Source organism: Shinella sp., from assembly GCF_049651085.1.
GTDB lineage: Bacteria > Pseudomonadota > Alphaproteobacteria > Rhizobiales > Rhizobiaceae > Shinella.
In genome coordinates this window covers 85,180-99,188 of the sequence record NZ_JBASBL010000016.1, presented here as the reverse complement: position 1 = coordinate 99,188, position 14,009 = coordinate 85,180, and the positions used below count along the sequence as shown (strand labels likewise).

At 63.9% G+C, this 14,009-nt stretch carries 12 protein-coding genes; 1 reads left to right on the top strand and 11 read right to left on the bottom strand.

Features of this window, described 5'->3' with window-relative positions; genetic code table 11:
* Positions 1-56 precede the first annotated feature (56 nt).
* The 3 genes from ftsA to WA950_RS09235 are packed head-to-tail and all read right to left on the bottom strand — an operon-like array spanning position 57 to position 3,219.
* On the bottom strand, positions 57-1,388 hold the full coding sequence (ftsA, locus tag WA950_RS09245) for a cell division protein FtsA (RefSeq protein WP_424551418.1): 1,332 nt from the start codon (positions 1,386-1,388) through the stop codon (positions 57-59).
* Positions 1,385-2,305, bottom strand: coding sequence for a cell division protein FtsQ/DivIB (locus WA950_RS09240; protein WP_424551417.1), 921 nt, complete (start codon positions 2,303-2,305; stop codon positions 1,385-1,387). Before WA950_RS09240 ends, ftsA begins: the two co-directional genes overlap by 4 nt.
* Positions 2,293-3,219 (bottom strand): D-alanine--D-alanine ligase, encoded by a 927-nt coding sequence (locus tag WA950_RS09235; RefSeq protein WP_424551416.1) that lies wholly within the window; start codon positions 3,217-3,219, stop codon positions 2,293-2,295. Before WA950_RS09235 ends, WA950_RS09240 begins: the two co-directional genes overlap by 13 nt.
* A gap of 435 nt (positions 3,220-3,654) precedes the next feature.
* Here WA950_RS09235 and WA950_RS09230 point away from each other — a divergent pair, with 435 nt between their 5' ends.
* Positions 3,655-4,959 (top strand): MFS transporter, encoded by a 1,305-nt coding sequence (locus WA950_RS09230; protein ID WP_424551415.1) that lies wholly within the window; start codon positions 3,655-3,657, stop codon positions 4,957-4,959.
* Positions 4,960-5,030: 71 nt separating this feature from the next.
* Here the strand turns inward: WA950_RS09230 and aqpZ (WA950_RS09225) are convergent, their stop codons facing one another.
* The 8 genes from aqpZ (WA950_RS09225) to mraY all read right to left on the bottom strand — a co-directional run bounded on the left by aqpZ (WA950_RS09225) (position 5,031) and on the right by mraY (position 13,940).
* Complete coding sequence (aqpZ, locus tag WA950_RS09225; protein WP_424551414.1) at positions 5,031-5,717, bottom strand: aquaporin Z; 687 nt, start codon at positions 5,715-5,717, stop codon at positions 5,031-5,033.
* Between the two features lie 153 nt (positions 5,718-5,870).
* Positions 5,871-6,557 (bottom strand): aquaporin Z, encoded by a 687-nt coding sequence (gene aqpZ, locus WA950_RS09220; RefSeq protein WP_424551413.1) that lies wholly within the window; start codon positions 6,555-6,557, stop codon positions 5,871-5,873.
* Positions 6,558-6,696: 139 nt separating this feature from the next.
* Positions 6,697-7,671: a UDP-N-acetylmuramate dehydrogenase gene (murB, locus tag WA950_RS09215; RefSeq protein WP_424551412.1), complete on the bottom strand. Its 975-nt coding sequence runs from the start codon at positions 7,669-7,671 to the stop codon at positions 6,697-6,699.
* A complete protein-coding gene (gene murC, locus WA950_RS09210) occupies positions 7,668-9,083 on the bottom strand; it encodes a UDP-N-acetylmuramate--L-alanine ligase (RefSeq protein WP_424551411.1) in 1,416 nt (471 codons plus the stop codon). Before murC ends, murB begins: the two co-directional genes overlap by 4 nt.
* Complete coding sequence (murG, locus tag WA950_RS09205; protein WP_424551410.1) at positions 9,080-10,201, bottom strand: undecaprenyldiphospho-muramoylpentapeptide beta-N-acetylglucosaminyltransferase; 1,122 nt, start codon at positions 10,199-10,201, stop codon at positions 9,080-9,082. The genes murC and murG overlap by 4 nt, the downstream gene beginning before the upstream one ends.
* Positions 10,202-10,210: 9 nt before the next feature.
* Positions 10,211-11,365: a putative lipid II flippase FtsW gene (gene ftsW / locus WA950_RS09200; RefSeq protein ID WP_424551409.1), complete on the bottom strand. Its 1,155-nt coding sequence runs from the start codon at positions 11,363-11,365 to the stop codon at positions 10,211-10,213.
* Between the two features lie 70 nt (positions 11,366-11,435).
* Positions 11,436-12,833: a UDP-N-acetylmuramoyl-L-alanine--D-glutamate ligase gene (gene murD, locus WA950_RS09195; RefSeq protein WP_424551408.1), complete on the bottom strand. Its 1,398-nt coding sequence runs from the start codon at positions 12,831-12,833 to the stop codon at positions 11,436-11,438.
* Positions 12,834-12,839: 6 nt separating this feature from the next.
* The gene (gene mraY, locus WA950_RS09190) at positions 12,840-13,940 is read right to left on the bottom strand and encodes a phospho-N-acetylmuramoyl-pentapeptide-transferase (protein ID WP_424551407.1); all 1,101 of its coding nucleotides are present in this window, start codon (positions 13,938-13,940) and stop codon (positions 12,840-12,842) included.
* Between the last annotated feature and the right edge of the window lie 69 nt (positions 13,941-14,009).

Below are 14,009 nucleotides of genomic sequence, written 5' to 3'. Positions count from 1 at the left end.
CTGTCCCTAAAACCTGGTTGTCGGTCTCTTCCGGCGGCGAACCGCCGGAAAACCCGTCAGAAACTTTCCTTCAGCCATTGCCCCACGCGAGCGATCCGGCCGTTGCCCCCTGTCAGCTGCGAGAGCATGCCGCCCTGCACAGCGTGTTCTTCAAGTTCCGCGACCTGCGGATAGATCATCAGACCCACCGCGGTCGAAAAGGCCGGGCCCTTTGCCGCCGTCGGCAGGCCGGACACGCCCAGCGGGCGGCCGATGCGGACGTTGCGGGCGAGGATGCGGCGAGCCGCTTCCGGAAGACCCGTGAGCTGGCTTGCGCCGCCCGTCAGTACGATCCGCTTTCCGACGATCGGCGAAAAGCCGGAGCGCTGGATGCGGTCGCGAATAAGTTCGAGCGTCTCGTCGATCCGGGCCCGCACGATGCGCGAGATGAGCGCGCGCGGCACATGGGTCGGCTGGTCCCGGTCATCCTCGCCGATCGGCGGAACGGTGATGATGTCACGCTCGTCGCCGGCATTCGGCAGCGCCGAACCATGCACGACCTTCAGGCGTTCTGCGTCCTCGATACGGGTCGAAAGACCGCGCGCCAGGTCCGTCGTGACGTGGTGGCCGCCAAGCGAAACCGCATCGGAATGCACCAGCTTGCCTTCGGCGAAGACCGAGATCGTCGTCGTGCCGCCGCCCATGTCGATGCAGGCGCAGCCGAGTTCGACTTCATCGTCGACAAGGGCCGAAAGTCCGCTTGCATAGGGCGTCGCCACCATGCCTTCGACGGAGAGATGCGCACGGTTGATGCACAGCTCGAGGTTCTTCAGCGCCGAGCGCTCGGCCGTCAGCACATGCATGTCGACACCGAGCACGTCGCCGAACATGGCAAGCGGATCGCGGATGCCGCGTTCGCCGTCCAGCGAGAAGCCGGTCGGCAGCGAATGGAGGATCGCCCGGTCCTGGCGCAGCGACTGCTGGCCGGCAACGGCAAGCACCTTGCGCAGGTCGTTCGCATCGACTTCCTGACCGCCGAGGTCGATCGTGGCGGTGTAGACGTCGCTCTGCAGGCGGCCCGTCGAAACATTGACGATCAGGCTCTCGATGGTCAGGCCGGCCATGCGCTCGGCCGCGTCGACAGCAAGGCGCACGACGCTTTCGACAGCATCGAGATCGATGATCACGCCGTTCTTCACGCCGCGGGATTTCTGGTGGCCGATCCCGATGACCTCGACATTGTGCGTGCGGCCGGGAAGGATCTCGCTTTCGGCGCGCGGCGTCAGCCGGCCGATCATGCAGACGATCTTCGTGGATCCGATGTCCAGGACCGAAACGACGTGAGCCCGCTTCGAGGAAAGCGGCTTCAAGCGCGGCAGGCCGAAATGGGACGAACCGAAAATGCTCATGTGCGCTTCGCTGCCTTCTTCAGGTCCTTTGCCCTCTGCTCGACCGCCGCATTGCGGCGTTCCAGCGCCCCTTCCGTCAGGCGAACCGTCGTGCGGTCCTCAAGCCTCAAGTCGACGGCTGCGATATCGCGCTCCAGGATCCCCTGCTCCGCATCCAGCGTCGCAAGCATGTCCATGGCGCGCGGCACGTTGTGTTCCGGCAGCTTCACGACGATGCCGCTGTCGAGACGCAGGTCCCAGCGGCGGCCGGCAACGCGGATATACGCCTTCACCCGGGACTTGATCTCCGGCCAGTTGTCGAACTCTGCGGCAAAATCGGCCGCAGCGGTTTCCGCATCGCGACCTACGAACAGCGGCAGCGCGGAAAATTTGTTGTCGCGCAGTGGTGCAATCACGCTGCCGTTCTTTTCGATCAGCGACAGGTCGTTGCCGTGCTGCCAGATCGCGAAAGCCTCGCGCTCCTTGAGCGTGATCTCGATCGTGCCCGGATAGACCTTGCGGACAGAGACGTCCTGCACCCAGGGCAGATCAGAAAGCTTCTGCCGCGCGTCCTTAACGTCCAAGGCGACCAGCGAGGTCGTGCCGTCGAGGCCGAGGCGCTCAAGAATGTCGATCTCCGACGTCTCGCGATTGCCGGAGACCTTCACATCCTCGATGGCAAAGCCGATCGCAGTGGTCGAGGCCTGCGCGAAATCCTGCGAGTGGCCGCCGATCGACATGCCGTAGAGGCCGGTCGCACCGAGGAAAAGCCCGGTCGCCACAGTGCCGACGTGGCGCGGAATATAGATGCGGCCAGCCGCAAGGCTGACGAGGAAGCGGACGATCCGGCGCAGCGGGCGCGGCAGAACGCGACCGGCTTCCGTCTCGGCAAGCCCGGCGGGACGAACCCTGCTCTTCTTGACGCTCAACGCAAACAAGACGCGTCCTCCACTATCCACTTCAAGAATTCACCAAAGGAATGACCGGCATGGTCGGCCATTTCGGGCACCAGGGAGGTGGGGGTCATGCCGGGCTGGGTGTTGACCTCCAGCCAGACAAGCTCGCCATTCTCGGAGAAGCGGTCGTCGTAGCGGAAGTCGGAACGGCTGACGCCACGGCACCCGATCGCTTGATGTGCCTTCAGTGCGAGTGTTTGTACTTTTTGGTAAATATTCGGTGAAATTTGCGCCGGGATGACGTGTTTCGAGCCACCTTTTACATATTTGGAATCATAGTCGTAGAAGGCGTGGCCCTGCGGCACCACTTCCGTCACGCCAAGCGCCACATCGCCCATGACCCCGCAGGTCAGCTCGCGCCCGTAGATGTAGCGCTCGACCATCACGTTGTCGCCATAGCGCCATTCATCCGAAGTAATGATCTGCGGCGGATGCGACTGGTCTTCCTTGACCATGACGACACCGAACGAGGAGCCCTCGCACACCGGCTTGACGACGTAAGGCGGCTTCATCGGATGGGCCGAGGTGAAGTCGAAACGGTTCATCAGGCGCTGCTCGGCGACCGGAACGCCGGCTGCCTTCGCGACGATCTTGGCCTGCGACTTGTCCATGGCGAGCGCCGAGGCGAGCACGCCGGAATGGGTGTAGGGAATTTCCAGATATTCGAGGATGCCCTGGATGGTGCCGTCTTCGCCGAAGGGGCCATGCAGCGCGTTGAAGGCGACATCCGGCTTCAGCTCGGCAAGCACGCTCGCGACGTCATGCCCGACATCGACGCGCGTAACCTTGTAGCCCTCGGCCTCAAGCGCGTCGGCGCAGGCATTCCCCGACGAAAGGCTCACCGGCCGCTCCGACGAAAAACCACCCATCAGCATCGCGACATGCTTTACGCTCATAGAACCCCCAACTGAATTCCGCACATTGCGTCTCGTCGCTTGTGCGGACCTGATTTTCTTACCGGCCCCGACTCGGCGGTGAGATGGGACCACTAGAGCGTCATTAAGGTTAATGAAGCGTTTACTTTCGTTAACCTGACGCGCTGCGGGATAAATTTTCCGAACACCGAATCAAGCGACACTTCGATTCTCTCACTGGAATCAGAGAGTTGTGATTGACGCAAGAGAAAGCGGCAAAATCCCGACATGAGACTCCCGGACAGCAACCACGAGGCGGCACCCGCAAGCCTGGTAAACGCGGGAGGCGTCGGCGAGCACGAATAGTACGACTTAAGCCCCCTTCGGCGTACTTTTATTGTTTCAGCGGTCGACCGGTTGGCGTAATAGACCCGCGCTGCCTCCCAAGACGGCAAAAAACCAGAAAAGGCACCGCCAATGAGTGAAACAAGCTCTACTGGGTCGCCGACCGCAACGCATTCCAACCGCGCCGGGCTCAACTCCCCGGCGCGCGTTCTTTTTGCAAGCCTGGTCGGAACGACCATCGAATTCTTCGATTTCTACGTCTATGCAACGGCCGCAGTGCTGGTCTTCCCGACGCTGTTCTTCCCGAACAACGATCCGACGACCGCCCTGCTCGCCTCCTTCGCGACCTTCTCCATCGCCTTCTTCGCCCGTCCGTTCGGCGCAATCGTGTTCGGCCACTATGGCGACCGTGTCGGCCGCAAAACGACGCTCGTCGCCGCACTGCTGACGATGGGCGTGTCGACCGTGATCATCGGTTTGCTTCCCACCTACGAATCGATCGGCGTGGTTGCACCGCTGCTGCTGGCGCTTTGCCGTTTCGGTCAGGGCTTCGGTCTCGGTGGCGAATGGGGCGGCGCCGTGCTGCTGGCGACGGAAAACGCCCCTCCGGGCAAGCGCAGCTGGTACGGCATGTTCCCGCAGCTCGGCGCACCGGTCGGCCTGTTCCTCTCCTCGGGCGTCTTCTGGCTGCTGCTCCATGTCATGTCGCAGGAGGCGCTGCTGTCCTGGGGCTGGCGCATTCCGTTCATCGCCTCGATCGTCCTGATCGCCGTCGGCCTCTGGGTTCGCCTGTCGATCACCGAAACGCCGGCCTTCCAGAAGGCCATCGACAAGCAGGAACGCGTGGAGGTTCCGGTCGTCGAACTCTTCCGCAACCACAAGCGCAGCCTCGTGCTCGGCACGTTCGTGGCGCTCGCCACCTTCGTGCTGTTCTATATCGGCTCGGCCTATCTGTTGTCCTACAACGTCAAGGTCCTCGGCCTGCCCTTCGTGGAGGCGCTTGAAGTCCAGCTCATCGGCTCGGTACTGTTCGGCCTGTTCATTCCGCTTGCCGGCAAGCTTGCGGAACGGTTCGGCCGTCGCGAAGTGCTGATCGCCACCACCGTCCTGATCGGCATCTTCTCGTTCTTCCTGCCCGGCCTGATGACCGGCGGCGAGAGCGGCATCTTCATCTTCGTGATCTTCGCGATGGCGTTGATGGGCATGACCTACGGCCTGATCGGCACGGCGCTCGCTGCGCCCTTCCCCACGAAGGTGCGCTATACGGGCTCGTCGATCACCTTCAACTTCGCGGGAATCTTCGGCGCATCGCTCGCGCCCTATATCGCGACGTGGCTGCAGGCGAATTACGGCATGACCTATGTCGGCTATTATCTCGGCCTTTCCGCCGTGATCACGCTGGCCTGCATCCTGCTTTCGGGCAAGGACGAGGTCTGAGCCCTTCAGGGCTGCGAATCAAAAACCCGCCGCGGCGACGCGGCGGGTTTTTCATGTCTGCGATCGATCGATCAATCGTCTTCGCCGACCACTTTCCAGATCACCGCGCCGATCACCGCGCCGAGGATCGGAGCCAGCCAGAACAGCCAGAGCTGTGAGAACGCGGCCGTATCGGCAAACAGCGCGACGCCCGTCGAACGCGCCGGGTTCACCGAGGTGTTCGAAACCGGGATCGAGACGAGATGGATCAGCGTCAATCCCAGGCCGATGGCGATCGGCGCAAAACCGGCCGGCACACGGCCGTGGGTCGAACCGAGAATGATGATGAGGAAGAACGCCGTTAGAACCACTTCGGCGACCAGCACGGCCGTCAGCGAATAGCCGCCCGGCGAAAGCTCCCCGTAACCGTTCGAGGCAAAGCCGCCCGCCTGGAAACCGGCCTTGCCGGAGGCGATGAGGTAGAGCACGGCAGCCGCCGCAATCGCACCGACAACCTGCGCCACGATATAGGGCACGAGGCTTGCAGCCGGGAATTTACCGGCAACGGTGAGGCCCACGGAAACAGCCGGATTGAAATGCCCGCCGGAAATGCCGCCGACCGTATAGGCCATCGTCAGGACGGTGAGGCCGAAAGCGAAGGCAACGCCGAGCAAGCCGATGCCGACTTCCGGGAAGGCCGCTGCAAGCACGGCACTGCCGCAACCGCCAAAGACGAGCCAGAACGTACCGAGGAATTCTGCGGAGAGTTTCTTGAACATGAATGCCCCCTGATCCGAACCCCGCAGAGGCGGGGCTTCATCGCGCAACCATCGCGCGACTGAACGTAGCATTCGTCAAACTTGTCTGAATAGAGGCTGAATAAAGAAACAGAAGGCAGGCGGCGGGAAATCCCGCCGCGGCCTCCCCGGCAATCAGCCGTCTTCGCCTACGACCTTCCAGAGAACGGCGCCGATCACGGCGCCGAGCATCGGCGCCAGCCAGAAGAGCCAGAGCTGCGACAACGCAGCGGTATCGGCAAACAGCGCCAGCCCCGTGGAACGGGCCGGGTTCAGCGAGGTGTTGGTGATCGGGATCGACACGAGATTGATCGCCGTGAGGCTGAGACCGATGGCGATCGGCGCGAAACCCGCCGGAGCGCGGTCATGGATCGAGCCGAGGATGACGAAGAGGAACAGCACCATCAGCACCATTTCGGTGACGAGGCCCGCCGTCAGCGAATAGCCGCCGGGAGACAGCTCGCCATAGCCGTTCGCACCGAAACCGCCGGCCACGAAGCCGGCGTTGCCGGAGGCAACGAGATAGATCACCGCTGCGGCCGCGATCCCACCCGCCACCTGCGCGATGGCATAGGGCAGCACGTGGGAGGCCGGAAACTTGCCGGCGACCGCCAGCCCAAGCGAGACGCCCGGATTCAAATGCCCGCCGGAAACGTGGCCGACCGCATAGATCATGCTCATCACGGCGATGCCGGCGGAGAAGGAGATACCGACAATGCCGATACCGATGTCGGGAAAGGTCCCCGCCAGTATGCCGCTGCCGCTGCCGATGAAGATGAGCCAGAACGTACCGATGAATTCGGCCGCAAGTTTCCTGAACATGAATCCCCCATTTGCCCGTATGTCGGGCTTCGCCGTGCGCCCGAATACGCGATTTCACATGTTTTCTTGAAAACTGCCGGAGGGGAGAGAGAACGCGAGGCGTCGGGGACGCTCGCGAACTCCCCGGCAGGTAGATATGTCAGGCGGTCGCGCGGCCCAGGAATTCCTTGACCTCGTATCCGGGCATGAATTTGCCGAGACGCCTGATTTCCCATTGCAACATGACACCGGAATGCTCCAGCACGCGGCTGCGCACGGTCTCGCCGAGATATTCCAGCTCGTAGCCGGTTGCCTGTCCCGTGTTGATCATGAAATTGCAGTGCATCGGCGACATCTGCGCGCTGCCGATCATGAGGCCGCGGCAACCCGCTTCATCGATCAGCTTCCAGGCGGAGTGCCCCTCGGGATTCTTGAAGGTGGAACCGCCGGTCTTTTCACGGATCGGCTGGACGGTCTCGCGGTGCTGGCGCACCGCATCCATCTTGGCGCGGATCTCTTCCTTCTCGCCCGCCTGTCCCTGGAAGACGGCATGGGTGAAGATAAGGCCGTCCGGCGCGGCGGAATGGCGATAGGTGTAGCCCATATCGGCATTCGTCAGCACATGCTGGTTGCCCTTGCGGTCGACGGCATGAACCTCGACGACGAGGTCCTTCGTCTCGCCGCCATTGGCGCCGGCATTCATGCGCAGCGCGCCGCCGATTGCGCCGGGAATGCCGTAATAGAATTCGAAGCCGGCAATGCTGTGATCGAGCGCCATGGCGGCGATGTTCTTGTCCGGGCAGATGCCGCCGGCCTTGATCCTGTTCTCACCGGCAAGCTCGACTTCGCCAAAACCCTTGGCCGACAGCCGAATGACGATGCCGGGAATGCCGCCGTCGCGCACCAGCAGATTGGAGCCGACACCAGTCACCGTCAGCGGCACCTCTTCGGGTACGAGCTTGAGGAAGGTGACGAGGTCTTCGACGTCATGCGGATGAAACATCAGCTCGGCAAGGCCGCCGGCGCGGAACCACGTGACGCGATCCATCGGCGCATCCGGCGTCAGGCGACCACGCACCTCCTTGATGCCCTCGCCCAACGACGCCAGAAGTTTCGCACCATCCACCTGCTTCATGCCACCTGCCCCGAAATGCCTGCCAGTTCGTTCGGCAGCGCCTGCGCCCAATGCGTGATGCTGCCAGCCCCCAAGAGAACCACAAAGTCGCCAGGCTTTGCAATGCCGGCGACAACTTCGGCCAGCGCATCCGGCGAAGCAAGCAGGCGCGCATCGCGATGGCCGCCCGATTTGATGCGGGAAACCAGCTCTTCCGACGTCACACCCTCGATCGGGTCTTCGCCCGCCGCATAGATCGGCGAGATCAGGATCGTGTCGGCATCGTTGAAGCAGCCGGCAAACTCTTCAAAGAGGCTGGCCACGCGGCTGTAGCGGTGCGGCTGGTGCACGGCGATGATTCGGCCCGAGCAGGCCTCGCGCGCCGCACGCAGCACCGCCTTGATCTCGACGGGGTGGTGGCCGTAGTCGTCATAGACGCTCACGCCGTTCCAGGTGCCCGTAAGGGTGAAGCGACGCTTGACCCCGCCGAAGCTCGCCAGACCCTTGGCGATCAGCTCCGGCGAAATGCCGAGGCGCTGGGCGACGGCAATGGCCGCCGTGGCGTTGGAAACGTTGTGGCGGCCCGGCATCGGCAGGCGCAAGTCCTTCATCGAGATCACCTGGCCCGTGCGGCGGCGACGGATTTCCACGTCGAAGACCGATGTCGCGCCGTCCATGCGGATATTGCCGAAGCGCACGTCGGCCTGTGGGTTCTCGCCATAGGTGATGACCTTGCGGTCTTCGATGCGGCTGACCATGGCCTGTACTTCGGGATGGTCGAGGCACATGACGCCGAAACCGTAGAACGGCACGTTCTCGACGAACTGGCGGAAGGCCGCGCGCACGGCGTCGAAATCGCCGTAGTGGTCGAGATGTTCCGGGTCGATATTGGTGACGACGGCGACGTCGGCGGGCAGTTTCAGGAACGTGCCGTCCGATTCGTCGGCCTCCACCACCATCCACTCGCCCTCGCCCATGCGGGCATTGGTGCCGTAGGCATTGATGATGCCGCCATTGATGACGGTCGGATCGAGGCCGCCGGCTTCCAGCAGCGTCGCGACCATCGAGGTCGTCGTCGTCTTGCCGTGCGTGCCGCCGATGGCGATGGCGTTGCGGAAGCGCATCAGCTCGGCCAGCATTTCGGCCCGGCGCACGACCGGCAGCAGCTTTTCACGCGCGGCGATGAGTTCCGGATTGGTCTTCTTGATGGCCGTCGAGACGACCACCACTTCGGCGTCGCCAAGGTTCTCCGCCCGGTGGCCGACGGAGACGTCGATGCCCTTTTCGCGCAGGCGCTGCACATTGGCGCTGTCCGCCTGGTCCGAGCCCTGGACGCGATGGCCGAGATTGTGCAGCACTTCGGCAATGCCGCTCATGCCGATGCCGCCAATACCGATGAAATGAACGAGCCCTATGCTCTGCGGCATCTTCATGGCCGTTCTCCCTTGAATTGTGCGATGGTCTTTCCGCCCGCAATAGCCTCAACCATGGATGCGAGCAAGCGCGCGGCATCCGGTTTTCCCGCCTTTCTGGCGTTTTCGGCCATCGCCGCCATGCGCGCGGGATCGTGCATCGCCTTGGAAACGATGCCCGCAAGACGCTCCGTCGAAAGCTCCGACTGGGCAATGACCTTCGCCCCGCCGCCCTCGGCGAGCGCCGCCGCATTGGCCGCCTGATCATGATCAAGCGCGTAAGGATACGGCACGAGGATGGCCGGACGACCGATCACCGAGACTTCGGAAACGGTGGAGGCACCGGAGCGGCTGATGACGAGATGGGCGTGGCCGATGCGTGACGCCATGTCGGTGAAGAAGGGCGAGACATCCGCCGGGATGGCGAGATCGGCATAGGTGCGCACCACCTCGTCGCGGTCTTCCGGCCGCGCCTGCTGCGTGATCTTCAGGCGCGCGCGGTCCGCGGGCTCCATCGCCGCAATCGCGGACGGAATGGCCTTGGAGAAGAACTGCGCGCCCTGGCTGCCTCCGAAAACGACGAGACGGAATTCACCTTCGGCCGAGGCCTCATAGGCGATGCTCGCAGCCTCGAGCACGGCCGGGCGCACCGGATTGCCGGTTGTCACGGTCTTGCCGGCATATTGCCCGCCGGTCTCGGGCAGGAAGCCGCCGGCGATTGCCTTGACGCGGCTGGCGAGCGCCTTGTTGGCGCGGCCCATCACGGCGTTCTGCTCGTGGATCATCGAGGCGATGCCCATGCCCGTCGCGGCCAGCAGGGGCGGCACGGTCGGATAGCCGCCGAAACCGACGACGACTTTCGGCTTCAGCCGCGCCATCAGCCTGCGTGCAACGCGAATGCCCTTCCAGAGCGTGAAGAGCGACCGGGCGACGCTGATCGGGTTCTTCGAGCCGATCGTCGCGGACGGGACGACATGGATTTCATCGGCCGGGAATTTTCCGGCGAAGCGCTCGGCCCGGCTGTCGGTGACGAGGTGCACCGACCAGCCGCCGGCCTTCAGCTCATGCGCCAGCGCTTCTGCGGGAAAGAGATGGCCGCCGGTACCACCGGCGGCGAGAAGAACGATACCCTTGTTCATTCGAAACCCTTATTCAGCGGGCGCCACGATGCCACCGCGGAAGAGGCTGCGCTCGGAGGCGCGCTTTTCCGGCCGGTGGCGGGTCAGCGCCAGGATAAAGCCGGCGGTCACGCAGATCGCAACCATCGACGAGCCGCCATAGGAAATCAGCGGCAGCGTCATGCCCTTGGCCGGAAGAAGCTCGAGGTTCACGCCGATATTGATCATCGACTGCGTGCCGAGCAGAAGCACAAGGCCTGCGACGGCAAAGCGCGTGAAATCGTTGCGCTCCTTGAAGGCATGATTGAGGCCGCGCATCACCACGAAGGCAAAAACCAGCACGATGACCATGCAGAAGATGATGCCGAACTCCTCGGCCGCGACCGAGAAGATGAAGTCGGTGTGGCTGTCCGGGATGATCCGCTTGACCGTGCCCTCGCCCGGCCCCTGGCCGAACCAGTCGCCGCGGATGATGGCCTCGCGCGCCGTGTCCATCTGGAACGTGTCGCCTTCGCCGGTGAGGAACTTGTCAATACGCGACGCCACGTGCGGCAGGAACGTATAGGCCGTCAGAAGACCGCCGACGCCGGCGCCGCCGAGGATGATGATCCACAGCCAGGGCATGCCGGCCATGAAGAACATGCCGCCCCACACGGCGGCGGTCAGGATCGTCTGGCCAAGGTCGGGCTGGGCGACGAGCAGCGCCGCCACGATGCCGAAGAGGATGATGGCGAAGAGGTTGCCGGGAATTTCCGGCTGGCGGGCATGTTCCGCAAAGAGCCAGGCGCAGATGATGACGAAGGCCGGCTTCATGAATTCGGACGGCTGGAGCGAGAAGCTGCCGATCGATATCCAGCGCCGCGATCCCTTGACCTCGACGCCGAAGAACAGCGCAAGCACCATGGCCGCAAGCGAAATCACGAGCAGGATCATCGCCGCCCGGCGCACCTGCCGGGGCGACAGGAACGAAATGCTGAACATGACGGCAATCGACGGCAGCAGGAACATCGCATGACGTTTGACAAAGTGGAAGCTGTCGAGCCCGAGGCGCTCGGCAACCGCCGGGCTTGCCGCGAAGGACAGCATGAAGCCAAGCCCCATCAGCAGGATGAAGGCCGCCAGGAAGAGCCGGTCTATCGTCCAGAACCAGTCCGCCAATGCACCACGTTCGGCACGACTAACCATGTCTCTTTCCCCTGTTCCCCGGCAATTCCGAACGCAGAGCCGCTATGCAGCCTGCCGGAACCACCCTCGCTTAAACCTCGACCAGCATGGACACGCCGGGCAGCGCCGCGACATGTTTCACGAAGGCGTCGCCTCTGACTTCAAAATTCTTGTACTGGTCGAAGCTTGCGCAAGCCGGGGACAGGAGAACGGCGACGGGGCCGCTTCCATCCTGCCCGGCATCGGCAGCCGCGTCCTCCACAGCGCGCTCCAGCGTGCCGGCAATCTCGAAAGGCACCGTTTCGCCGAGCGTTGCGGCAAAGGCCGGCGCCGCCTCACCGATGAGATAGGCCTTGGCGATCTTCGGAAAGAAGCCGCCGAGGGTGGAAATACCGCCCTCCTTCGGCACGCCGCCGGCAATCCAGTAGATGCGCTCGAAGCTTGAGAGCGCGGGTGCGGCAGCCTCGGCGTTCGTGGCCTTGGAATCGTTGACGAAGAGCGTTTCGCCCCTGCGCCCGACCGGCTGCATGCGGTGTTTCAGGCCCGGGAACGAGGCAAGCCCCGCCCGGATTTCGTCTTCGCCGACCCCGACCGCAAGGCAGGCCGCAATCGCGGCCGCGGCGTTCTGGGCATTGTGGCTTCCACGCAGCGTCTGGATCGGCGACAGGTCGGCGATCTCGCGCGTTGCCGCGCCCTGCGCCAGGATGAGGCGCGCGCCGTCCGCATAGATCCCGTCAGCCAGCACATGACGCCGGGAGATGCGCACGACCTTCGTGCCGGTCCGCTCGACGCGGTCGGCGATCATGGCGCAGAAGGTGTCATCGACGCCGACGATCGCCGTCCTGCTGCCCGCGACCAGCCGCTCCTTCACGTCGGCATAGTGCTGCATGCTGCCGTGACGGTCGAGATGATCGGGCGTCAGGTTCAGCAGGATGCCGGCAGACGGGTTCAGCGTCGGGGCAAGGTCGATCTGGTAGGAGGAGCACTCGACGACATAGAAGCGGCCGGCCTTCGGCGGATCGAGCGTCAGCACGGCCGTGCCGATATTGCCGCCGAGCTGCATGTCGCGGCCGCTCACCCTGAGGATATGGGCGATCAGCGCCGTGGTGGTCGACTTGCCGTTCGTGCCGGTGATGGCGATGAAGGGGCAATCCGGGGCATGGGCCCGGCGCTCGCGCACGAAAAGCTCGACATCGCCGACAATCTCGACGCCGGCGGCGCGCGCAAGATCCGCGCTCCAGTGCGGCTTCGGATGGGTCAGCGGCACGCCGGGCGAAAGCACCAGCGCGTCGATGGCGTTCCAGTCGAGCTTGCGCAGGTCGCCGGTGTTGATGCCCGCCGCCGACGCATTCTCGACGCTGGCCGGGTTGTCGTCCCAGGCCGTGACATTCGCGCCGCCCGCGGCAAGCGCCAGGGCCGTCGCAAGGCCGGAGCCGCCGAGCCCGAAGAGCGCGACAGCCTTGCCTTTCAATGTGGTGACGGGGATCATCGGACCTTACCGCAGCTTGAGCGTGGAAAGACCGACCAGCGCCAGCACGACGGCGATGATCCAGAAGCGGATGACGACCTGGCTTTCCGTCCAGCCCTTCTTTTCGAAGTGGTGGTGGATCGGCGCCATCAGGAAGACGCGCTTGCCGGTGAGCTTGAACGAGGCGACCTGGATGATGACCGACAGCGTCTCCATGACGAAGAGGCCGCCGATGATCGCCATGACGATCTCGTGCTTGGTGGCGACGGCAACCGTGCCGATCAGGCCGCCGAGCGCCAGCGAGCCCGTGTCGCCCATGAAGATGGCGGCCGGCGGCGCATTGAACCACAGGAAGCCGAGGCCCGCGCCGATGACCGCGCCGAGCACGACGGCAAGCTCGCCGGTGCCGGGTACGAAATGGATCTGCAGGTAGTTCGAGAACACCGCGTTACCGGCGAGATAGGCGATGACGCCGAAGGAGGCGGCGGAGATCATCACCGGAACGGTCGCAAGGCCGTCGAGGCCGTCCGTCAGGTTCACCGCATTGCCAGCCGCCACGATGACGAAGCCGCCGAACAGCACGAAGAAGATGCCGAGGTTGAGCAGGAGGTCCTTGGCGAACGGAAAGGCGATGGACGAGCCGAAGGTCGAGCCCGCCGCCCCTGCCGAGAGCGAGGCGCGCATCATGAAATAGGTCGCAGCCCCCGCGATGATGAATTCGAGGCCAAGGCGCGCCTTGCCGGAAAAGCCCTTGTCCGTCTGCTTGGTGACCTTGAGGTAGTCGTCGTAGAAGCCGATGGCGCCGAAGCCGAGAGTGACGAGCAGGGTGGCGACCACATAGACGTTGGACAGGTCCGCCCAGAGCAGCGCGCTGCCGACGATGCCCGCAAGGATCATCAGGCCGCCCATGGTCGGCGTGCCGGCCTTCTTGAAATGGGTCTGCGGCCCGTCCGCACGGATCGGCTGGCCCTTGCCCTGCCGGATGCGCAGCGACGAGATGATCATCGGGCCAAACAGGAAGACGATGGTGGCCGAGGTGAACAGCGCAGCGCCGGTTCGGAAGGTAATGTAGCGAAACAGGTTGAACACCTGAACGGTGTCAGCCAGCTCGACGAGCCAAAGCAGCATTGTCACCCTTTCCCAAGAGGTTCCCCGAATCATCCCGGCGTGACGACCGCGGACGGAGAAGCAAATTTC